Here is a 20,924-nt window from a genome sequence, read left to right as displayed (position 1 = left end):
GGGCAAGGGAGCTATAACAGCCGGGCCAACCCCATACGGCCTTGGAGGCTGTCTCAATGCTCAAGCTTCATGGATTCGCGGTCAGCAACTACTACAACATGGTCAAGCTGGCCTTGCTGGAGAAAGGCGTGCCCTTCGAAGAGGTGCCGTTCTTCGGCGGCCAGTTGCCTCAAGCCCTGGCCATCAGCCCCCGTGGCAAGGTGCCAGTGCTGCAGACCGAGCACGGTTTCATCAGCGAGACCGGGGTCATCCTCGACTACATCGAGCAGACCCAGCCGGGCAAGGCGCTGCTGCCGGCCGATGCCTTCGGGCAGGCCAAGGTGCGCGAGCTGCTGCGGGAAATCGAGCTGTATATCGAGTTGCCGGCGCGTACCTGCTATGCCGAGGCGTTTTTCGGCGCGGCGGTGGAGCCGCTGATCAAGGAGCGGGCGCGGGCCGACCTGCTGGCGGGTTTTGCCACTCTCAAGCGCAATGGCAAGTTTGCGCCTTATGCGGCCGGTGAGCAGCTGACCATCGCCGACCTGATGTTCTGTTTCTCGGTCGACCTGGCCTGTGCGGTGGGCAAGAAGGTGCTGAGCATCGACTTCCTGGCGGATTTCCCGGAAGCGAAGGCGCTGTTGCAGTTGTTGGGTGAGAACCCGCACATGGCGCGGATCGTGGCGGACAAGGATGCGGCGATGCCGGCGTTCCTCGAAATGGTCAAAAGCGGCAAGCGCTAAGGCCGGAAACGATCACGGGGCAAGGCCGCTCCCACGTCTCCTTGCACAGGCGGCGTGGGAGCGGCCTTGCCCCGCGATTGATCTGGCAGAAGCGCTTAGCGCGAAGCCAGCAAGGCCTTGCCGCGCACCACGGCCGCGCGCACCTGCGCCGGCGCGGTGCCGCCGATATGGTTGCGGGCGTTGACCGAACCTTCCAGGGTCAGCACGGCAAACACGTCCTGCTCGATCTGGTCGCTGAACTGGCGCAGCTCTTCCAGGCTCATCTCGGCCAGGTCCTTGCCAGTGTCGACGCCATGTTTCACCGCGTGGCCGACGATTTCGTGGCAGTCACGGAACGGCAGGCCGCGGCGCACCAGGTAGTCGGCGAGGTCCGTGGCGGTGGAGAAGCCGCGCAGGGCCGCCTCGCGCATGATCGCGTGCTTGGGCTTGATCGCCGGGATCATGTCGGCGAAGGCGCGCAGCGAGTCGCGCAGGGTGTCGGCGGCGTCGAACAGCGGCTCTTTATCCTCCTGGTTGTCCTTGTTGTAGGCCAGCGGCTGGCCTTTCATCAGGGTCAGCAGGCCGGTAAGGGCGCCGAACACGCGGCCGCTCTTGCCACGCACCAGCTCCGGTACGTCGGGGTTCTTCTTCTGCGGCATGATCGAGCTGCCGGTGCAGAAGCGATCAGGCAAGTCGATGAACTGGAATTGCGCGCTGGTCCACAGCACCAGCTCTTCGGAGAAGCGCGACAGGTGCATCATGGCGATGCTGGCGGCGGCACAGAATTCGATGGCGAAGTCGCGGTCCGAGACGCCGTCCAGCGAGTTACCGGCCACGGCCTCGAAGCCCAGCAGCTTGCAGGTCAGCTCGCGGTCGATCGGGTAGGTGGTGCCGGCCAGCGCGGCGCTGCCCAGGGGCATGCGGTTGGCGCGCTTGCGGCAGTCGACCAGGCGCTCGTAGTCGCGGCTGAGCATTTCGAACCAGGCCAGCAGGTGGTGGCCGAAGGTCACCGGCTGTGCGGTCTGCAGGTGGGTGAAGCCGGGCATGATGGTCTCGGCTTCACGCTCGGCCTGTTCCAGCAGGCCCTTTTGCAGGCGGGTGATCTCGGCCAGGATCAGGTCGATCTCGTCACGCAGCCACAGGCGGATGTCGGTGGCCACCTGGTCGTTGCGGCTGCGACCGGTGTGGAGCTTCTTGCCGGTGATGCCGATGCGATCGGTCAGGCGCGCCTCGATGTTCATGTGCACGTCTTCCAGGTCGACGCGCCAATCGAAGGTGCCGGCCTCGATCTCACCCTGGATGGTCTTCAGGCCATCGATGATGGTGTCGCGCTCGGCGTCGCTGAGTACGCCGACCTGCGCCAGCATGGTGGCGTGGGCGATCGAACCCATGATGTCGTGACGGTAAAGGCGCTTGTCGAAATCGACCGAGGCGGTGAAGCGGGCGACGAAGGCGTCGACGGGCTCACTGAAGCGGCCGCCCCAGGACTGATTGGTCTTGTCGGTGCTCATGGATTCACTCGTTGAAGGCGTGAACGGAAAAGTGGCGCCGATCATAGCAGGGTTGCGTCCGCCGCCGCAGGGCGCTGGTCGTGAGAATCACCCGGTAACCTGGGGGTGCGGCATATTCAACGATTGAACGGCAGCGTTCCACGGAGCGTCTACAGTTGGACAAAGGGCTGGCGGCAAATCTGCCAGGCCAGTGAATCTTTGGCCTTCGCACCGGTCTGTAGCGTGACCGCGTTTCGGTCGCCCACATTTGTCTACGCTATACCCGTGCGAGACTCACTCAGGAATCCAGCGCAATTATGAATGTCCTGATCGTTGATGATGAACCCCAGGCGCGCGAGCGCTTGAGCCGGCTGCTTGGCGAGCTGGAGGGTTACACCGTGATGGAGCCCAGCGCCACCAACGGCGAGGAGGCCCTGACCCTGATCGAAAGCCTCAAGCCAGACGTGGTGGTGCTGGACATCGGCATGCCTGGCCTTGATGGCCTGCAGGTCGCGGCCCGCCTGTGCGAGCGCGAATCGCCGCCTGCGGTGGTGTTTTGCACCGGCGACGACGAATACGGCAGCGAAGCGTTCAAGGACAGCACCTTGAGCCATGTCGAGAAGCCCATCCAACTCCCGGCGTTGCGTGACGCGCTGCGCCGGGCCGAAAAGCCCAACCGCGCGCAACTGGCCGCGCTGACTCGCCCAGCGGGTGACGCCGGCGGCGGGCCGCGCAGCCACATCAGTGCCCGTACCCGCAAGGGCATCGAGCTGATCCCGATTCCGCAGGTCATTTATTTCATCGCAGATCACAAATACGTGACCTTGCGCCACGAGGCAGGCGAAGTGCTGCTCGACGAGCCGCTCAAGGCCTTGGAAGACGAGTTCGGCGAGCGTTTCGTGCGTATTCACCGCAACGCGCTGGTTGCCCGTGAGCGCATCGAACGGCTGCAGCGCACGCCGCTGGGGCATTTCCAGCTCTATCTGAAGGGGCTCGAGGGCGATGCCCTGACCGTCAGCCGGCGGCATGTGGCCGGGGTGCGCAAGATGATGCAGTCCTTGCACTGAAACCCTTTGATTGCGTGGGAGCGGCGATGCGGCGACCCGACTTGCCCCGCGATGAGGTGTAATGCCCGCCATCGCGATCGCGGATCAAGCCCGCTCCCGCGTGGCGCTTTGCTGATCTGAATCTGCGGGCACGCCCGGAGGAGCTGTTATCATCGGCGGCATTTCTCTGGTTCGGGGCGTTTCATGTCCACTCGCGAAATCCGCATTGCCACCCGTAAAAGTGCCTTGGCCCTGTGGCAGGCCGAATATGTCAAAGCCTGCCTGGAACAGGCGCACCCAGGCCTCGTCGTGACCCTGGTGCCCATGGTCAGCCGTGGCGACAAGCTGCTCGACGCGCCGCTGGCGAAGATCGGCGGCAAGGGCCTGTTCGTCAAGGAGCTGGAAACCGCGCTGCTCGACAACGAAGCCGACATCGCCGTGCATTCGATGAAAGACGTGCCCATGGACTTCCCTGAAGGCCTGGGCCTGTACTGCATCTGTGAACGTGAAGACCCGCGCGATGCCTTTGTTTCCAACACCTTCGCAAATCTCGAAGCCCTGCCGGCCGGCAGTGTCGTCGGCACTTCGAGCCTGCGTCGCCAGGCGCAATTGCTGGCGCGTCGGCCCGACCTTCAGATCCGCTTCCTGCGCGGCAACGTCAATACCCGCCTGGCCAAGCTCGATGCCGGCGAATACGACGCCATCATCCTTGCCGCTGCCGGCCTGATCCGCCTCGGCTTCGAGGACCGCATTTCCGCCTCCATCAGTGTCGATGACAGCCTGCCGGCTGGTGGCCAGGGTGCGGTGGGGATCGAATGCCGTAGCGCCGATACCGAGATTCATGCCCTGCTGGCGCCGCTGCACCATGCCGACACCGCTGACCGGGTGGTGGCCGAGCGTTCCCTGAACAAGCGCCTCAATGGTGGCTGCCAGGTGCCGATCGCCTGCTATGCGGTGCTTGAAGGCGAACAGCTGTGGCTGCGTGGCCTGGTTGGCCAGCCCTCCGGTGGCACCTTGCTGGTGGCCGAAGCCCGCGCTGCGCGCGTGGATGCCGAGGCCCTGGGCGTACAGGTCGCCGAAGACCTGTTGGGGCAGGGCGCCGAGGCGATCCTCAAGGAAGTCTACGGCGAGGCCGGCCACCCGTGAGCCCCTGGCGCCTGCTGCTGACCCGCCCTGAAGAGGACTGTGCGGCACTGGCGCAGACGCTGGCCGACGCGGGTATTGCCAGTGCCAGCCTGCCGTTGCTGGTTATCGAGGCACTCGCGCCGGAGCCGTTGCAGATGCAGCACCTGCGGACGATCGCCGAGGTTCAGGCCATCATCGTGGTCAGCAAGCCGGCGGCCCGCCTGCTGCTGGACCAGCTCGCCCAGGCGGGAGTGACGCCGCCTTGCGCAGGTTGGTTCACAGTAGGTGAGGCGACGGCGCGAATTCTTCAGGAGCATGGGCTGCAAGTGGTCTTTCCAGAGGCCGGTGACGACAGCGAGGCCTTGCTCGGGCTGCCCGCCTTGCGCGAGGCTATTGCCGCGTCAGCGAGGCCTCGCGTACTGATCGTGCGCGGCCTCGGAGGTCGTGAACTGTTGGCAGAGCGTCTTGCCGAGCAAGGTGCTAGTGTCGATTATCTGGAATTGTATCGCCGCTGCCTGCCCGACTACCCTACCGGAACCCTCGCTCGAAGCATCGATGGGGAACGCCTCAATGGCCTGGTGGTCAGCAGTGGGCAGGGTCTTGAACACTTGCATCGACTGGCGGGTGCGGACTGGCCGCGGTTTTCTCGATTGCCGTTGTTCGTGCCCAGCCCACGGGTAGCCGAACAAGCCCGTGCACTCGGGGCGCTGGATATTGTGGATTGTCGTGGCGCGAGCGCCACGGCCTTGCTGGCAGCCGTGCAGCGTACCGCTGCGCCTGCCCCTTAAGGCGCTAAGCTAGAAAGCGATGCGCCACCATGCAAAGGATGGATACGTGAGCGAAACTGTCTTGTCCAACACCGAACAACCCTCGGCGCTCGAAGCGCCGGAACCTACCACCGCCAAGCCCGCCCGACGCTCCGGCAACGGCTTGGCGCTGCTGGCGCTGCTGCTGGGCGCCGCTGGCGTCGCGGTCGGCGGCTGGGGCGTCTGGCAGGTTCGCCAACTGCAAGGCAGCGAGCAGGGGCAGGGCGAACACCTGCAAGCCCTGAATCAGCGTGCCGATGCACTGCAGCAGCGGGAGCAGCAGCTCAGCGCCCAACTGGCCAGCCTGCCAGCAGCCAGTGAACTGGAGGACCGTCGTCGCCTTGTGGCGCAACTGCAGGGCGACCAGCAACGCCTGAGCCAGCGCCTGGAGACGGTACTGGGCGAAAGCCGCAAGGAGTGGCGTCTGGCCGAGGCTGAGCACTTGCTGCGGCTGGCGACCTTGCGCCTCTCTGCATTGCAGGACATTACCAGCGCCAAGGCGTTGGTCGAGGGCGCCGATGAGATTCTTCGTGAGCAGAGCGACCCAGGCGCTTTCGCTGCCCGCGAGCAGTTGGCACGCAGCCTGGCGACGCTGTCCAGTACCCAGCAGCCGGACCGTACCGGTCTGTTCCTCAAGCTTGCCGCGCAGCGCGAGCTGGTCCAGCAGCTCAGCGCCCAGTCGCCGGAGTTCGACAGCCAGGCCGATGCCATGGGCGCTCTGACGGCCGATGGCGACGGCGCCAGCCGCTGGTCGCAATGGTGGGCGGAGATCTCCAAGTATTTCCAGATCGAGTTCAATGCCGACGATAACGTCCGGCCATTGCTGTCCGGCCAGTCGCTCAACCAGCTGCGGCTGGCCTTGAGCCTGACCATCGAGCAGGCCCAATGGGCAGCTCTCAATGGCGAAGCCAAGGTCTACACCCAGGCTTTGGACGATGCGCGCAGCGTGTTGCTGGCCAACTTCAACCCGGACAACCCGCAGAGCAAGGCGATGCTCGACAGTCTCAATCAACTGGCCGAACAGCCGGTGTCGGTGGTCACCCCTGACCTGAGCGAAAGCCTGGCAGCGGTGCAGGCCTACATCCAGCGCCGCCACCTGCCAGTCGACGAGGGGGCCAAGCCATGAAGCGCGTCTACCTGCTGGCAGTGCTGGCGATCGTCATCGCCGCGGCGCTGGGTATCGCGATTGCCAAGCACAGCGGCTACGTGCTGATTGCCTACGGTAGCTTCCGCTACCAGTCGGGGCTGTGGGCGGCGATTGGCGCGCTGGTCGGGATTGTTCTCTCGCTGCTGCTGGTGCGTTACCTCGTCGGGCTTGTGCTGACGTCCTCCGGGGTGGTCAACCCTTGGTCACGGCGCAACCGTAACCGTCGCAAACGCATCGCTGTCGAGCAGGGGCAACTGGACCTGGCCGAGGGACGCTGGGCGAGTGCTCAGCGCCATCTGCAGCGTGCCGCAGAATCCGATCGCCAGCCATTGCTCTACTACCTCGGCGCCGCTCGCGCGGCCAATGAGTTGGGCAAGGTGGAGGAGCGTGATCAATTGCTCGAACGGGCCCTGGAACGCCAGCCCCAGGCTGAGCTAGCCGTTGCACTGACACATGCCCAGTTGCAAATGGACCGTGGCGAGAATGAAGGCGCGCTGGAGGCCCTGCAGGCTATGCAGGAGCGCCACCCGCACAATGCGCAGGTGCTGCGCCTGCTGCATCGCCTGCACCTGGAGCGTGGGGACTGGTCGGCGCTGATTCGGCTGTTGCCGGATTTGCGCAAGCACAAGGTGCTGCCGGCCAACGAGCTCGCCGGTCTGGAGCAGCGTGCGTGGGGCCAGAACCTGGGCTTGGCGAGCACTCGGGGCGAGGATCCGCAGACTGCTCGCCAAGCGCTCGAGCGTGCCTGGCAGCAGTTGACCAACGCCCAACGTCAGGAGCCGCAACTGGTTTCGGCCTATGCCGAGCAGTTGCGCCAGGTTGGTGCACAGGGTGAGGCCGAGCAGGTATTGCGCAGCGCGCTCAAGCGCGGCTATGAAAGCCATCTGGCACGTTTGTATGGGCTGGTGCGCGGTGATGATCCCGCCCGCCAGCTGCAAACGGCCGAAGGTTGGCTGAAGGAGCATCCTCAGGACCCGAGTCTGTTGCTTACCTTGGGCCGGCTGAGCCTGCAGAATCGTCTGTGGGGCAAGGCCCGGGATTACCTGGAGAGCAGTCTGCGCATGGAGCGTAATCCAGAGGCTTGCGCTGAGCTGGCGCGGCTGTTGGCCGGGCTGGGCGAGACCGAGCGCAGCAACCAGTTGTTCCAGGAGGGCTTGGGGCTGCTGGATGAACGTTTGCTGGCATTGCCGTTGCCGGAAGGGGTTCGGGCCTGAAGGCAGGCCTGGATTCGTTCCGTGCAGAATACCTTGGCCTTGTGGGTTGTGCCTGGCAGCGGCGCTCGCTGACAGGCTCGCTCCCGGCGTGAGATGTGCAACTGGAAGGCGCTGATTTTTCCTTCGTTCGCGTCAGAACATTCCCACTTTCTGTGAAAATGATTCCCTATCCATTCAGCGACTTGTCTGTGCTGTAGCGACTTGATACAAAGCGCTCCTTTCCTCTACCGTTTCAAACCACATCTCCTCTTTTCGGATCACCTTCGCCCATGTCGCTGGCCTGCCTGCGCAGCTTTTTCTTTCCCGCCTTCCTGGCCGCCGTCTCTGTGCTGGTGGCGTCGTTTCGCCTCGAGAACTTGGTCGGCCTCGACCCTTGCGCGCTGTGCTTCAGCCAGCGGCTGATGCTGGGGCTCTATGCACTGGTCTGCCTGGCTGCAGTCGTCCACGCCAGGCATCAGCGCGTGCATGCGTGGCTGGCCTTGGGGTTCTCGGTTGCTGGCGCTTTGCTGGCCAGCCGACATGTCTGGTTACAGGCCGAACCGTTGCCGGTCAGTGGTTGCCATCTGCCGCTGGCGCATCTGATGGAACGCCCTTGGGCCGAGATATTGCGAACGTTCCTGATGGGTACCCCGGAATGTGTGTCAGTCAACTGGAGCTTTCTCGACCTGACCTTACCTGAATGGAGCCTGCTGGCGTTTCTGTTACTTGCCGCGCAACCGCTGTCGTGGCTAGTGGTGTATCGATTGCGCCGCGGCACGTTGGCTTGATCCAGCGCAACGAGCCGGGGATTGCGCGACCAGCGGTGGCTGGCGGAGGGATTAAACGCTTGTATGAACTTTGTCTGCTGCGTACCTTGATGGGCAGGTCGCGCGGGAATAATCTCCCAGCACGCATACCGAAAATACAACTGCTCGATGCCGTTTGCTGATGTCACCTTTGTGCCACGGTGTTGTGTCGCGAGGTGCAGCGGCATCTACCCAGAAGGGAAGAGATCGCCATGCTCGATAGTTGCCAGAACGCCCAGGAACGCTGGGGCGGTGTTCACAAGCTGATCGATCGGTGGCTGGAGGAGCGCCAGGAGTTGGTGCAAGCCTTCCGCGCCCTGCGCGATGCCAAGCCGGCGTTTGCCGACAAAGACAAGAACCGCGATTTCTGCGCGGTGCTGGTTGACTATGTCTCGGCCTGGCACTTCGAAGTCAGCGAGCAATTGGTCAGTGAAGCCAAGGCATTTGGTGATACCGGTGCCTTGGAGCTGGCAAAGCAGATCAACCCACGCATTGATGACAGCACCCAGATCGCCCTGGCTTTCAATGATCATTGCGAGAAAGGTGAGTGCAGGGATACCGAGCGCTTTGCCGAGAAACTGGCCAAACTCGGCGGCCTGTTGCACGAGCGTTTCGAGCTGGAGGATTGCCTGATCGAGGTGTTGCACAACGCCCACAAGCAAGAAGACGCGGTGCAGGCCTGATTCAGTCAGCCACGTCCAGCAGTTCGATCTCGAATACCAGTGGGGTATAGGGTGCGATCAGGTCACCCGCACCGTCGGCGCCGTAGGCTTGCGCCGACGGGATCACCAGGCGCCATTTTGCTCCCGCTTTCATCCGTGGCAGCGCCACCTGCCAGCCCTCGATCACCGAGTCCAGCTTGAACCACTGCGGTTGAAGGTTCTGGTCGAACACCGTGCCATCCGGAAGCTTGCCCACATACCGTACTTGAACGCGGCCATTGGCCTTGGGCTGCGCACCGCTGCCGCTGGCCAGTTCGCTGTAGAGAATACCCTCGGGCAACTCACGTACTCCGGTCTTGGCCCGCTCACCCGCGATAAAGCGTTTTTCGGCCTCCACCAGCTTGTCCACCTGGGCTTGCTCGGCGGCGGCGTTGGCTTGGGTTTCGTGCTGTTCAAGGATGGCCTGCATGCGTGACTTGGCAATCCGTGGCGGCTCGCCCTGGTAGGCCTGGCGCAGCCCTTCGACCAGGGCGTCGAGCTGCAGGCCGGGTACTTCCTGACGCAGCCGTTCACCGAGGCTGGCGCCCAGGCTGTAGGCCAGGTCGCTGTCGTTGGCGGGGGCGGCCTCGGCATTGGCCAGGGAGAGCGGCGATACCAGGCACAGGCCGAGAATCAGATAACGAGGCATGGAGGTCTCCTGCGGCAATGAGCGCGAAGTATGCCAGCGTTGTTGGCCAGGGATGTGTAAATATCGGCACTGCACTAATGGGCAACTACACTTGTTTCCAGCTGCAAGACAACAACTTTGCCCAGGCATGCAACGCGGCGCTACCGAGACGGTCAACATGCCCTAGCGGCGGTAGCAGCAGAAGCATAGTATGAGCCGCACTCTCGTCAGCCAGGAGGTAAACCATGTCGGCCAAAAAGAAGCCAGTAAGTACGCCGTTGCACCTGCTCCAGCAACTTTCGGGCAGCCTGCTCGAACATTTGGAAGATGCCTGCTCCCAAGCGCTGGCGGATGCCGAGAAACTGTTGGCCAAGTTGGAAAAACAACGTGGCAAGGCCCAGGAAAAACTCCACAATGCTCGTCTGAAGGCGCAGGATGCCGCCAAGGCCGGTAAAGCCAAGGCACAAGGCAAGGCTCAAAAAGCTGCTGGCGAACTTGAAGACTTGCTCGATTCTCTCAAGGATCGCCAGACTCAGACCCGCACTTATATCCAGCAACTCAAGCGTGATGCCCAGGAAAGCCTGAAGCTGGCACAGGGCGTCGGCAAGGTGCGCGAGGCGGCCGCCAAGGCTCTGGACTCGCGTACGACGGCACCGAAAGCCGCGGCCAAGCCTGCTGCTACCAAAGCGCCGGCGAAGGCTGCCGCCGCGAGACCTGCCGCCAAGCCTGCGGCCAAACCTGCTACTGCCAAGGCACCTGCGAAGGCTGCCGCCGCGAGACCTGCCGCCAAGCCCGCAGCCAAACCGGTTGCCGCCAAGGCACCTGCGAAGACCACCACTTCGAAACCTGCCGCCAAGCCCGCAGCCAAACCGGTTGCCGCCAAGGCACCTGCGAAGGCCGCCACTTCGAAACCTGCCGTCAAGCCCGCAGCCAAACCGGCCGCCGCCAAGGCACCTGCGAAGACTGCCGCCGCGAATCCTGCCGCCAAGCCCACGGCCAAATCGGCTGCCGCCAAGGCACCTGCGAAGACTGCCGCCGCAAAACCTGCCACCAAGCCTGCGGCCAAACCGGCTGCTGCCAAGGCACCTGCGAAGACCGCCGCCACCAAGGCCCCGGCCAAGCCAGCAGCAACCAGGTCTGCGGTGAAACCGGCAGCCAAGCCAGCCGCGAAACCGGCGCCTGTCAAAGCGCCAGCCAAACCGGCCGAAAGCAAGCCAGCCACTCCGGCCGCCAACGCCACCCCGGCGCCTGCGGCCAGCGCGACTACGCCTGCGACCACCGGCACTGCGCCTCAGTCGCCGACTTCGGCGTCCTGAAGCTCACGGGCCGCGGCGCGCAGCTGATTTAGCGCGTCGTGGTTCCTGGCCAGGCCTGGCACCAGCCAGGCCAGCCAATCCGGCGTCGCGCTCGCTTGCGCCGGCCACCCACGCGCCAACGCTTCCAGGCGTTCCAGCAAGGTGCGTTCAGCCTGCAGTTCCAGCGCTTTCACCTGCTCACGCATCACGCTCAGTTGTGGGTCGGCGAGCGCGTGTTCGCGCCATTGCCGGCGCAGGGAGCGTAGCGGCGCCACGACGTCGCGCTGCCAGGGCCGGGCCAGCGCCTGCAGGGTGGCAATCCGTTGTTCGTCAGGGGCTATGCCGCGGGCCTGCAGCCAAGTCCCGCAGAGCAGCAGGCAGACATCGCCGCCCAGTTCCTGGAGGGCCAGACAGGCCGCCTCGACACCCGGCCGGGCATAGAGGGCCAGGGCATGATTCCACAGGTCGGTGTGCATGGTTTCACTCGCGCCAGTGATCGGGGAAGCTGGTAGACTCCGCGACCATCATGATCAGACTATCGAACCTCACTTTACAGCGTGGTCCCCAGCGCCTGCTAGAAGGCGCCGAGATGACCCTGCACACCGGCCACAAGGCCGGCCTGATCGGTGCCAACGGTGCCGGCAAATCCAGCCTGTTCGCCTTGCTGCGCGGCGAGCTGTCGCCCGATGCCGGTGACTGCCAGCTGCCCGGCGACTGGCGCATCGCTCATATGCGCCAAGAGGTCGATACCCTCGACCGTATCGCCGTGGACTATGTCCTCGATGGCGACGTGCGCCTGCGCAAGGTCCAGGCTGAACTGGCCGCCGCCGAACTGGCCCACGATGGCACTGCCCTGGCGCGCCTACACAGTGAACTAGACAGCGCCGACGGCTACACCGCCGACGCCCGCGCGCGCAAGTTGCTGGCCGGCCTCGGCTTCAGCAACGAGCAGATGGACCGCCGCGTCGGCGATTTCTCAGGTGGCTGGCGGATGCGCCTGAACCTGGCCCAGGCCCTGATGTGCCCGTCCGACCTGCTGCTGCTCGACGAGCCCACCAACCACCTGGATCTCGACGCCATCCTCTGGCTGGAGGACTGGCTCAAGGGCTACCCGGGCACGCTGCTGTTGATCTCCCACGACCGCGACTTCCTCGATGCCGTGGTCGACCATGTGCTGCACGTCGAACAGCGCAAGCTCAATCTCTACAAGGGCGGCTACAGCGCCTTCGAGCGCACCCGCGCCGAACGCCTGGCGCAACAGCAGCAGGCCTACGAGAAGCAGCAGGCGCAGCGTGCGCACATGGAAAAGTACATCGCCCGCTTCAAGGCCCAGGCCACCAAGGCCCGTCAGGCGCAGAGCCGGATCAAGGCCCTGGAACGCATGGAGGAGTTGTCGGCGGCCCACGTCGACTCGCCTTTCGACTTCGTCTTCCGTGAGTCGGAGAAGATCTCCAGCCCCCTGCTCGATCTGTCCGAAGGCCGCCTGGGCTATGGCGACAAGGCCATCCTCGAGAAGGTCAAGCTGCAGCTGGCGCCGGGTGCGCGCATCGGCCTGCTCGGCCCCAACGGTGCGGGCAAGTCGACCCTGATCAAGAACCTCGCCGGTGAGCTGCAGCCATTGTCCGGGCGCCTGGTGCGTGGCGAAAACCTCGCCGTCGGCTACTTCGCCCAGCATCAGCTCGACTCGCTGGACGACAAGGCCAGCCCGTTGCTGCACCTGCAACGTATCGCACCGGGCGAGCGTGAGCAGACCCTGCGCGACTTCCTTGGTGGCTTCGACTTCCACGGCAATCGTGTCGACGAGCCGGTGGTCAACTTCTCTGGTGGCGAGAAGGCCCGCCTGGCCCTGGCGCTGATCGCCTGGGAGCGGCCGAACCTGCTGCTGCTCGACGAACCGACCAACCACCTGGACCTCGAGATGCGCCTGGCGCTGACCATGGCGCTGCAGGAGTTCGCGGGTGCCGTGGTGGTGGTCTCCCACGACCGTCACTTGCTCAAGAGCACCACCAACGACTTCCTGCTGGTGGCCGACGGCAAGGTCGACACCTTCGATGGCGACCTGGACGACTACAGCCGCTGGCTGGTCGAGTTCCGCCAGCGCAACACGCCGGTGAGCAGCACGCCGGCCAACCCGGACAAGACCGACAAGAAAGCCCAGCGCCAGGCGGCCGCGGCCCTGCGCCAGCAGTTGGCGCCGCACAAGAAGGCGGCCGACAAGCTGGAGGCCGAGCTCAACCAGGTGCACAAGGACCTGGCCGAGGTCGAGACCGCCCTGGGCGACGGTGGCGTGTACGAGGCCGCGCGCAAGGATGAACTGCGCGACCTGCTGGCCCGCCAGACCAAGCTCAAGCAACGCGAAGGCGAGCTTGAAGAGGCCTGGATGGAGGCCCTTGAGACCCTCGAAAGCATGCAGGCCGAACTCGAGGCGCTGTCCTGATGGAGGAGCTGCGCTCGCTGTTGCCGGGGCAGTGGATGGACTCGATGTGGCTGGGGTTGCAGATTCTGCTGATCCTGATCGCCGCGTTCATCCTGCAGCGCATGGTCGCTCGCGGGTTGAGAAGCCTGGGCGAACGCTACCCGTTGCCGCACGAGCTGATGGTGCCGGTGCGCGGCGCCTTGCGCTGGCTGATCATGGGCAGCGCGCTGCTGTTCGTGCTCGAGCGCCTGGGCGTATCGGCCACGGTGCTGTGGACCGCGCTGTCGGGCTTCGTCGCGGTGGCGGCGGTGGCGTTCTTCGCTATCTGGAGCGTGCTGTCCAACCTGCTGTGCGCGGTGCTGATCTTCACCGTCGGGCCGTTTCGCATCGGCGATGTGGTCGAGCTGGTCGACACCCTCGACAAACCGGGAGTGAAGGGCCGGGTGATCGCCATCAACCTGCTGTACACCACGCTGATGGAAACGCCGGAAGCGGGTGGCGCGCTGGTGCAGGTGCCCAACAGCCAGTTCTTCCAGAAAGCCGTGCGCCGTTGGCGTGGTGCCGAGGCCACCACTGCGGTCAAGCCGGAATCGATCGAAACCGACTGAAGCCGCAGAATTTACTGGTTATTTTTTCGCCAGAACCGTAGCTTAACGCTTTGTAACAAATGTTCGAGCGAGGTGTGCGATGTCGATGGAAACGTGGTTGGCCTTCTTTGCCGCGTGCTGGGTGATCAGCCTGTCGCCGGGTGCCGGGGCGATCGCCTCGATGTCCAGCGGGCTGCAGTACGGTTTCTGGCGTGGTTACTGGAACGCCCTGGGGCTGCAACTGGGCCTGATCGTGCAGATCGCCGTCATCGCCGCCGGTGTCGGCGCCATCCTCGCCGCTTCTGCGACGGCCTTCCAGGTCATCAAATGGTTCGGTGTAGCCTACCTGGTCTACCTCGCCTACAAGCAATGGCAAGCCTTGCCGATGGACATGAGCGACGAGTCTGGCGTGCGGCCTATCGGCAAGCCGCTGAGCCTGATGTTCCGAGGCTTCCTGGTCAACGTCAGCAACCCCAAGGCGCTGGTATTCATGCTCGCGGTGCTGCCGCAGTTCCTCAACCCGCACGAGGCGTTGCTGCCCCAGTATGTGGCGATCACCGTGACCATGATCAGCGTCGACCTGCTGGTGATGGCGGGTTACACCGGCCTGGCTTCGCGGGTGCTGCGTCTGTTGCGCACGCCGAAGCAGCAGAAGCGCCTGAACCGTACCTTTGCCGGACTGTTCATTGGCGCGGCGACATTCCTCGCCACCCTGCGTCGCGCGCCCATCTGAGTTCGTCATCGCGGCGCCAGCCCGCTCCTACGGTTCAGTGGGAGCAGCCTGGCCCCGCGAATGGGTTCAGCGCTGACGATCCACCAGCCCCTTGAGCAAGTCCACCGGCAGTGGAAACACGATGGTTGAGCTCTTGTCCCCGGCAATCGATCCCAGTGTCTGCATGTAGCGCAGTTGCATCGCCCCCGGCTCCTTGCCCAGCATCTGCGCCGCCTGCATGAGTTTCTCCGACGCCTGCAGCTCGCCTTCGGCATGGATCACCTTGGCCCGGCGTTCTCGTTCGGCTTCGGCCTGACGGGCGATGGCACGGACCATCGATTCGTTCAGGTCGACGTGCTTGATCTCGACGTTGGCCACCTTGATGCCCCAGGCATCGGTCTGCGCGTCCAGCACTTCGCGGATATCCGAATTCAACTGTTCGCGCTCGGCCAGCAGTTCGTCCAGCTCGTGCTTGCCGAGCACCGCCCGCAGTGTCGTCTGGGCCAACTGGCTGGTGGCGGCGAGGAAGTCCTCGACCTGGATGATCGCCTTCTGTGGGTCGAGCACGCGAAAGTACAGCACGGCGTTGACCTTGACCGAGACGTTGTCGCGGGTGATCACGTCCTGGGGTGGCACATCGAGCACCACGGTGCGCAGGTCGATGCGCACCATCTGCTGGATCCCCGGAATCAGGATGATCAGGCCCGGGCCCTTGACCTGCCAGAAGCGCCCGAGCTGGAACACCACACCGCGTTCGTACTCGCGCAGGATGCGCAGCGCCGACAGCAGCAGTATGGCCAGCAGCACCAGCACGGCGCTGAAACCGAATTGCATCAACATCGTCTACTCTCCTTGCGCCGTGGGCGCAGTGGCGCTGACCTCCAGGGTCACGCCATGACGGGCCGTCACCCGCACGTGCTGGCCAGGTTGCAGCGGTGTCGCACACTGCACCTGCCACTGTTCGCCCTGGGCCTGTACCGAGCCGCAGAACGGGTTGTCGGTGCGCACCTGCGTCACCGTGACCAGGCTGCCCACCAGTCCGGCATCGCCGCTGACGAGGGCGCGCCGGCGCGCTTTCAGCGCCATGCCCAGCACGCCGCCGAGCAACAGCGCCGAGAGCACAGCCAGGCTGATGATCAGCGCCAGCGGAATGCCGAAGCCGGGGGCATCGGTGTCCATCAGGATCACCGCACCGACGACGAAGGCGACGATACCGCCGAAGCCGACCACGCCGAAGCTAGGCAGGAACGCCTCGGCGACCATGAACGCCACCCCGAGCAGGATCAACGCCACCCCGGCATGGCTCACCGGCAGCAGTTGCAGGGCATACAGCGCCAGCAGCAGGCAGATGCCGCCGACCACGCCGCCGACCCCGGAGCCAGGATTCATGAATTCGAACAGCAGGCCGTACACGCCGATCATGATCAGGATCAGCGCCACGCTGGGGTTGGTGATCACTGCGAGCAGGCGGGTGCGCCAGTCCGGCAGGTGTTCGGTCACACTGGCCTCATGGGTGCGCAGTTGCACGGTCTGGCCTGCGACGAGCAGTGACTTGCCATCGAGCTGTCGCAGCAGGTCGGGGAGGTCGTTGGCGATCAGGTCGATTACCTGCAAGCGCTGCGCTTCGCTGGCCGACAGGCTGACGGCCTCGCGCACGGCCTTCTCCGCCCAGTCGGCGTTGCGCCCGCGCAGTTGGGCCAGGCCACGGATGTAGGCCGCAGCATCATTGACCTGTTTGCGTGCCAATGCGCCTTCTTCGCTGTTCGTGGCGGGTTGTTCAGCTTTGCCGGGGACGCCGATCTGCACTGGCGTCGCGGCGCCGAGGTTGGTCCCCGGGGCCATGGCCGCGATATGGCTGGCGTAGAGGATGTAAGTGCCGGCGCTGGCTGCCCTGGCGCCACCCGGGGCGACGTAGGTGGCCACCGGCACGGGGCTGGCGAGAATGGCCTTGATGATTTGGCGCATGGCGCTGTCCAGCCCGCCGGGAGTATCGAGGCGGATCACCACCAGTTGCGCGCCTTGTGCCTGCCCCTGGTCCAGCCCACGCAGCAGATAGTCGGCGCTGGCCGGGCCGATGGCATCATCGACGCTCAACAGCCATACATTTGCGCCAGGCGCGCTTTGGCCACTCGGCACGAAGCCGAGGACCAACAGCAACAGCAGCATGCGCCAGCGCTGGGCGATCACCTGTCGTCACCTCATGCGGACCCGTCCTTGAAGTTTAGCCTTGGCTGTCGAGCCACGACCTAAACTTGTGGATGGGGGCAAAACCGGAGGTGCATCATGCGTATGGCCAAGACCCTTCAGCAGCGCCTGGACCAGGCCAACTGCGACTACGACATCATTCCCCATCCCCATTCGGCCACCAGCCTGGAGTCGGCGCGCACGGCCGGCGTACCCGCCGAGCGGGTCGCCAAGTCAGTGATGCTCGATGACCGCCATGGCAACTTCATCATGGCCGTGCTGCCGGCCAACCGGCATCTGGACATGACCGAGGTGCGCATGACCGGCGCCTGGCAGCTGACGCGCGAGAGCAACTTGCCGAGCCTGTTCGGCGATTGCGAGCGCGGCGCCATCCCGGCCCTGGGCGACGCCTACAACATTCCCATGCTGCTCGACCGGAGTCTTACCCGCCAGGGCGATGTCTACCTCGAGGCAGGTGACCACGATCATCTGATCCACATGAGCATGGAGCAATACTTGAAGCTGGTGCCGCACGCCGAAGTGCGCGAATTGAGCTGATGCTCGCAACCAACGCCGGGTTGGCGTCGTGGACGACCCGCCCGGCCCGAGGAGGAATCATGGAAGCACCGAACCATCCATTCGCCGACCTGTTCAAGCAACTGGGGCTGGCGGACGATGCCACCAGCATCGACCAGTTCATCACCACTCATTCGCCGTTGAAGAACGAGATCAAGCTGGTGGACGCACCGTTCTGGACCGAGGCGCAAAGAACCTTTTTGAAGGAAAGCATCATAGAGGACGCCGATTGGGCGGTACCCTTCGACCAACTCAACGAAGCACTGCGTCGCCCCCGCAAATAAAGCGCCGAGCGGCACCTGATGGGTGATCGGGCCGTTGCTATGCTCAGGTAAAACAAGAGGGGATGGCGCAATGAAAGATCCCTACGCACCAGGATTCTGGTGCACCGTGACGATCCTGGGCACCCTGACCGCCGGCTACTTCTACGGTATCCGGCACACCCACCAGATGAACCAGGCCGTGCAGTTTCTCTATGCCGCCGCCGCCGTTACCGCGGCGGTGGCGCTCTGCGGCCTGGCCTGGATCGCCTGGCAGCATTTGCACCTGAACAAGCGTGAGGTGGCCCAGGGGCGAACGTTGCTGACCATCTGGAACACCAAGGTTGCCCTGCGCCGGGTCGAGACGGTGTTCGACCGCTACTTCTGGGGCAGCTACTGGCACTCCGGGCGCACCTTCGAGGAGGTAATGGGCGAGCTCAAGGGCACACCGTTGGAGCAAAGCCTCGACGCCCTCAAGCGCCAGTGCCGGGAGCTAGACCGCGAGGTGCACGACCACCACCATCACTGGCTGGCCAATGCCCGCGACCTGTCCAGCGTGGCCACGGCGATGGCCCGCGAGCGCTACCAGTTGGACCTGTGCGATGCTCCGGTGCGCGATGGCGGCAATACCGCCGTGCTCAATCGCGATCTGGAAGTGCTGGTGTACACCTGGTCGGCGCGCCTGCGCAGCTTCGACCATCAACTGGACGAGTTGGAGCGCGCTTACCACTAGGCGGGATCATTCGCCGCGGATGTATTGCTCGAGCTGCAGGATCAGGTTGGCCTGCTCGGCGATGGTTTCCTTCACCAGGTCGCCAATCGACAACAGCCCCAGCAGCTTGCCGTTATCCACTACGGGCAGGTGGCGCAGATGGCGGTTGGTCATCAGGTTCATGCAGTACTCGAGGTTCTGCTTGGGCTCAACGGTGACTACCGGCGAACTCATGATTTCCCGTACCGGCGTGGCAGCCGATGAGCGCCCCTTGAGCACCAGTTTGCGGGCATAGTCGCGTTCGCTGACGATGCCTACGACCTGGTCGTTTTCCATCACCGGTAATGCACCGACGTTCTTCTCCGCCAGCAGCTTCAAGGCATCCAGCACCGAGTCATCAGGGCTGATGGTGTAGACGGTCTGATGCTGGGACTTGGCTTTGAGGATTTGTTCGACGTTCTTCATACGGGCCTCGGTGGGTGAAAAAGCGCGGTGTCGGAGTAAATAAAGCATCCGGCACGGCGCTCTGCACGGCAATGCAGGAAACGGCATCGAGGTGATTGAAAAACGTCATCGTGGCAAGGGGCCGCAATGCGGCCCCGGGTGAATCATCAAAGCTTCGGCATCTGCCCGATCCGCGCCACCATCTCGCTGACGATCTGCAGGTCGAGCATGAATTGCTCCACGGTCTTGAACTCGTTGTCGTTGTGCCCGGTGTACTTCACATCCGGCATGGCCAGGCCGAACTGCACGCCATTGGGCAGGTCGTGCACCGAGGTGGCGCCGGCGGAGGTGCCGTACTCGTGCTTCATGCCCAGGTTCTCGCTGGCCACGGCCAGCAGGGCCTTGACCCACTCGCCCTCGGGGTTGCGGTACATCGGCTCGTCCATGCTGTAGTCGAAGGCCACCTTGGTCTGGCTCTTGGCAACCCAGCTGTCGAGCTTGCCGGAGATCTCACCTTTGAGGGTGTCGAGCGACTTGCCTTTGGGAATGCGCAGGTTCACCGCCAGCTTCAGCGCCTTGTCATCCAGGCCGACGAAGGTCAACGAGGTGGTCAGCGGGCCCATGAAGTCGTCCTTGAAGCCCACGCCAAGCTTGTTGCCCAGGTAGCCCAGGCCCCAGTTGTCGGCGGCGTAGCGGGCGGCGTCGGTGATGTGGTTGTGCTTGAGCGGCACGTCCTTGCCCAGGCCATTGAGGAAGTCGAGCATGCGCGCCACCGGGTTGACCCCGGACTCGGGCTCGGAGGAGTGCGCCGATACGCCGGTCACGGTCAGCAGCACCTGCTTGCCGTCGACCTTGGCGTCGATGCTGAAGTCGCCACCATGGCGCTTGACGTAGGCCGCGCCGGCTTTTTCCAGGGCCTTGGCCAGTTCGGCCGGCTTGTCGCCGGTCAATGTCGCCACCGAGCTACCGGGGATCTGGTTGGTGGCCAGGCCGCCGGTGAGGTTGATCACCTCGGCGCCTTTGCCATCACCGGCACGCTTGGCGAAGGTAGCCATGACGGTGCCATAGCCTTTCTCGGCGATCACTACCGGGTAGCCGCCGTCCAGCGCCAGGTTGTAGTCAGGGGTGGCGTTGCGTTCGAAGTAGTAGGGGATGGCATCACCGGTGGTTTCCTCGGTGGTGTCCACCAGCAGCTTGAACTGGCGCGCCAGCGGCAGCTTTTCGTCCTTGGCTACTTTCAGCGCGTAGAGCGCGACGACGATGCCGTTCTTGTCGTCCTCGGTGCCGCGGCCATACATGCGATCGCCCACCAGGTTGACCTTGAACGGGTCGAGCTTGGTGCCGTCCTTGAGCTTCCAGTTTTCCGGGGTGACCGGCACCACGTCGGCATGGGCGTGGATACCGATGACTTCCTTGCCTTCGCCCAACGTGATCTCGTAGACGCGGTTGTCGATATTGCGGAACTGCAGGCCGAAGCCCTCGGCCAGGGCCTTGATCTTGTCGGCGATCTTGAGGAACTCCGGGTTCTCGTGCTGCGGCACACCTTCTTTGCGCACGGTCGGGATCTCTACCAGCTCGCGCAGGGTCTCCTTTGCGGCCTTGCCGTACTTGATGCGGGTGTACAGGCCCAGCAGGCGGTTGATCTCGTCCTGCTGCTCGGCAGCCAGGGGCTTGCCGGCCAGGTACAGCTTGAGGGTGTCGTCCAGCTTGTCGGCCTTGGCCAGGTCGCTGCCGGCCAGCTTGCCGAGGAACTGCTTGAAGTCGGCCGGGTCGCTGCCGTCGTAGGCCTTGATGATGGCGGCGGACTGCTGCTGGGAGAGGTTGGCCTGGGCCGGGATCGAGAACATGGCCACGCTGGCCAGCAGGAGCGATGCGGCGGATAGCTTGGTAAATGGCATGGGTGTGCGCATTCCTTTGCAAGGGGTGGAGGGCGACCGTTTACGCAAACGGAAGATGCCCACGCTATCACCAATGACTACCGGCGCGGGAGAGGTGGCAATGTGCATTTCTGCACAAACGTGCAAGCTTTCATCTACGGCGCGGCCTGCAGCTTTATGACAAAAATGCGTATCATTAGCGTTTTTTGTAATAACCCGTT

Annotated in this window: 22 protein-coding genes; 15 read left to right on the top strand and 7 right to left on the bottom strand. The window is 64.1% G+C overall.

What is annotated here, in order from left to right:
* Positions 1–56: 56 nt before the first annotated feature.
* Positions 57–719: a glutathione S-transferase gene (locus LU688_RS26730; protein ID WP_023630908.1), complete on the top strand. Its 663-nt coding sequence runs from the start codon at positions 57–59 to the stop codon at positions 717–719.
* Between the two features lie 95 nt (positions 720–814).
* Here LU688_RS26730 and argH read toward each other — a convergent pair whose 3' ends face one another.
* Positions 815–2,209 (bottom strand): argininosuccinate lyase, encoded by a 1,395-nt coding sequence (gene argH / locus LU688_RS26725; RefSeq protein ID WP_094010916.1) that lies wholly within the window; start codon positions 2,207–2,209, stop codon positions 815–817.
* A 296-nt stretch (positions 2,210–2,505) separates the two neighbouring features.
* On the opposite strand from argH, the gene LU688_RS26720 reads away from it, so the two are divergent.
* The 7 genes from LU688_RS26720 to rsd all read left to right on the top strand — a co-directional run bounded on the left by LU688_RS26720 (position 2,506) and on the right by rsd (position 8,994).
* Positions 2,506–3,255, top strand: coding sequence for a LytR/AlgR family response regulator transcription factor (locus tag LU688_RS26720; RefSeq protein ID WP_023630910.1), 750 nt, complete (start codon positions 2,506–2,508; stop codon positions 3,253–3,255).
* A gap of 183 nt (positions 3,256–3,438) precedes the next feature.
* On the top strand, positions 3,439–4,380 hold the full coding sequence (hemC, locus tag LU688_RS26715) for a hydroxymethylbilane synthase (RefSeq protein WP_094010917.1): 942 nt from the start codon (positions 3,439–3,441) through the stop codon (positions 4,378–4,380).
* Positions 4,377–5,147 carry a uroporphyrinogen-III synthase gene (locus LU688_RS26710; protein ID WP_094010918.1) on the top strand — a complete coding sequence of 257 codons (771 nt, stop codon included), beginning with the start codon at positions 4,377–4,379 and terminating at the stop codon, positions 5,145–5,147. The genes hemC and LU688_RS26710 overlap by 4 nt, the downstream gene beginning before the upstream one ends.
* Positions 5,148–5,193: 46 nt before the next feature.
* A complete protein-coding gene (locus LU688_RS26705) occupies positions 5,194–6,291 on the top strand; it encodes a uroporphyrinogen-III C-methyltransferase (RefSeq protein WP_038707044.1) in 1,098 nt (365 codons plus the stop codon).
* Entirely contained in the window at positions 6,288–7,526 is a 1,239-nt protein-coding gene (locus tag LU688_RS26700) for a heme biosynthesis protein HemY (RefSeq protein WP_023629194.1), read from the top strand. Before LU688_RS26705 ends, LU688_RS26700 begins: the two co-directional genes overlap by 4 nt.
* Positions 7,527–7,795: 269 nt before the next feature.
* Positions 7,796–8,293 carry a disulfide bond formation protein B gene (locus LU688_RS26695; protein ID WP_094010919.1) on the top strand — a complete coding sequence of 166 codons (498 nt, stop codon included), beginning with the start codon at positions 7,796–7,798 and terminating at the stop codon, positions 8,291–8,293.
* Between the two features lie 230 nt (positions 8,294–8,523).
* On the top strand, positions 8,524–8,994 hold the full coding sequence (gene rsd / locus LU688_RS26690) for a sigma D regulator (RefSeq protein WP_094010920.1): 471 nt from the start codon (positions 8,524–8,526) through the stop codon (positions 8,992–8,994).
* Between the two features lies 1 nt (position 8,995).
* Here the strand turns inward: rsd and LU688_RS26685 are convergent, their stop codons facing one another.
* Positions 8,996–9,661 carry an FKBP-type peptidyl-prolyl cis-trans isomerase gene (locus LU688_RS26685; protein WP_094010921.1) on the bottom strand — a complete coding sequence of 222 codons (666 nt, stop codon included), beginning with the start codon at positions 9,659–9,661 and terminating at the stop codon, positions 8,996–8,998.
* Between the two features lie 224 nt (positions 9,662–9,885).
* Between LU688_RS26685 and LU688_RS26680 the strand changes: the two genes are divergently transcribed.
* A complete protein-coding gene (locus tag LU688_RS26680) occupies positions 9,886–10,956 on the top strand; it encodes an AlgP family protein (RefSeq protein ID WP_232887951.1) in 1,071 nt (356 codons plus the stop codon).
* Here the strand turns inward: LU688_RS26680 and LU688_RS26675 are convergent.
* The gene (locus tag LU688_RS26675) at positions 10,932–11,411 is read right to left on the bottom strand and encodes a TIGR02444 family protein (protein ID WP_094010923.1); all 480 of its coding nucleotides are present in this window, start codon (positions 11,409–11,411) and stop codon (positions 10,932–10,934) included. The genes LU688_RS26680 and LU688_RS26675 overlap by 25 nt on opposite strands.
* Before the next feature lie 50 nt (positions 11,412–11,461).
* Between LU688_RS26675 and LU688_RS26670 the strand changes: the two genes are divergently transcribed.
* From LU688_RS26670 to LU688_RS26660, 3 genes are all read left to right on the top strand, one after another.
* Positions 11,462–13,372 carry an ATP-binding cassette domain-containing protein gene (locus LU688_RS26670; protein ID WP_094010924.1) on the top strand — a complete coding sequence of 637 codons (1,911 nt, stop codon included), beginning with the start codon at positions 11,462–11,464 and terminating at the stop codon, positions 13,370–13,372.
* On the top strand, positions 13,372–13,959 hold the full coding sequence (locus tag LU688_RS26665) for a mechanosensitive ion channel family protein (RefSeq protein WP_023630588.1): 588 nt from the start codon (positions 13,372–13,374) through the stop codon (positions 13,957–13,959). The genes LU688_RS26670 and LU688_RS26665 overlap by 1 nt, the downstream gene beginning before the upstream one ends.
* 79 nt (positions 13,960–14,038) lie before the next feature.
* Entirely contained in the window at positions 14,039–14,671 is a 633-nt protein-coding gene (locus tag LU688_RS26660) for a LysE family transporter (RefSeq protein ID WP_023630587.1), read from the top strand.
* Between the two features lie 66 nt (positions 14,672–14,737).
* On the opposite strand, the gene LU688_RS26655 is transcribed toward LU688_RS26660, so the two are convergent.
* Together LU688_RS26655 and LU688_RS26650 are read right to left on the bottom strand one after the other, a co-directional pair.
* Positions 14,738–15,490, bottom strand: a complete 753-nt coding sequence (locus LU688_RS26655) for a slipin family protein (RefSeq protein WP_160290895.1) — start codon at positions 15,488–15,490, stop codon at positions 14,738–14,740.
* A gap of 3 nt (positions 15,491–15,493) precedes the next feature.
* Positions 15,494–16,837, bottom strand: a complete 1,344-nt coding sequence (locus LU688_RS26650) for an NfeD family protein (RefSeq protein ID WP_094010926.1) — start codon at positions 16,835–16,837, stop codon at positions 15,494–15,496.
* A gap of 96 nt (positions 16,838–16,933) precedes the next feature.
* On the opposite strand from LU688_RS26650, the gene LU688_RS26645 reads away from it, so the two are divergent.
* The 3 genes from LU688_RS26645 (at position 16,934) to LU688_RS26635 (ending at position 18,403) form a co-directional block, all read left to right on the top strand.
* A complete protein-coding gene (locus LU688_RS26645) occupies positions 16,934–17,392 on the top strand; it encodes an aminoacyl-tRNA deacylase (protein ID WP_023629227.1) in 459 nt (152 codons plus the stop codon).
* Positions 17,393–17,451: 59 nt separating this feature from the next.
* The gene (locus LU688_RS26640) at positions 17,452–17,694 is read left to right on the top strand and encodes a DUF2789 domain-containing protein (protein WP_023629226.1); all 243 of its coding nucleotides are present in this window, start codon (positions 17,452–17,454) and stop codon (positions 17,692–17,694) included.
* A gap of 70 nt (positions 17,695–17,764) precedes the next feature.
* The gene (locus LU688_RS26635) at positions 17,765–18,403 is read left to right on the top strand and encodes a hypothetical protein (RefSeq protein ID WP_023629225.1); all 639 of its coding nucleotides are present in this window, start codon (positions 17,765–17,767) and stop codon (positions 18,401–18,403) included.
* 6 nt (positions 18,404–18,409) lie between these two features.
* On the opposite strand, the gene LU688_RS26630 is transcribed toward LU688_RS26635, so the two are convergent.
* Together LU688_RS26630 and LU688_RS26625 are read right to left on the bottom strand one after the other, a co-directional pair.
* Complete coding sequence (locus LU688_RS26630) at positions 18,410–18,847, bottom strand: CBS domain-containing protein (RefSeq protein ID WP_023629224.1); 438 nt, start codon at positions 18,845–18,847, stop codon at positions 18,410–18,412.
* A 146-nt stretch (positions 18,848–18,993) separates the two neighbouring features.
* The gene (locus tag LU688_RS26625; RefSeq protein WP_160290896.1) at positions 18,994–20,724 is read right to left on the bottom strand and encodes a dipeptidase; all 1,731 of its coding nucleotides are present in this window, start codon (positions 20,722–20,724) and stop codon (positions 18,994–18,996) included.
* Positions 20,725–20,924: the final 200 nt, after the last annotated feature.

Origin of the sequence: Pseudomonas soli (genome assembly GCF_021283165.2) — a bacterium.
Classification (GTDB): domain Bacteria; phylum Pseudomonadota; class Gammaproteobacteria; order Pseudomonadales; family Pseudomonadaceae; genus Aquipseudomonas; species Aquipseudomonas soli.
The sequence above is the reverse complement of the archived record's forward strand: the minus strand, read 5'-3'. Positions and strand labels throughout refer to the sequence as shown.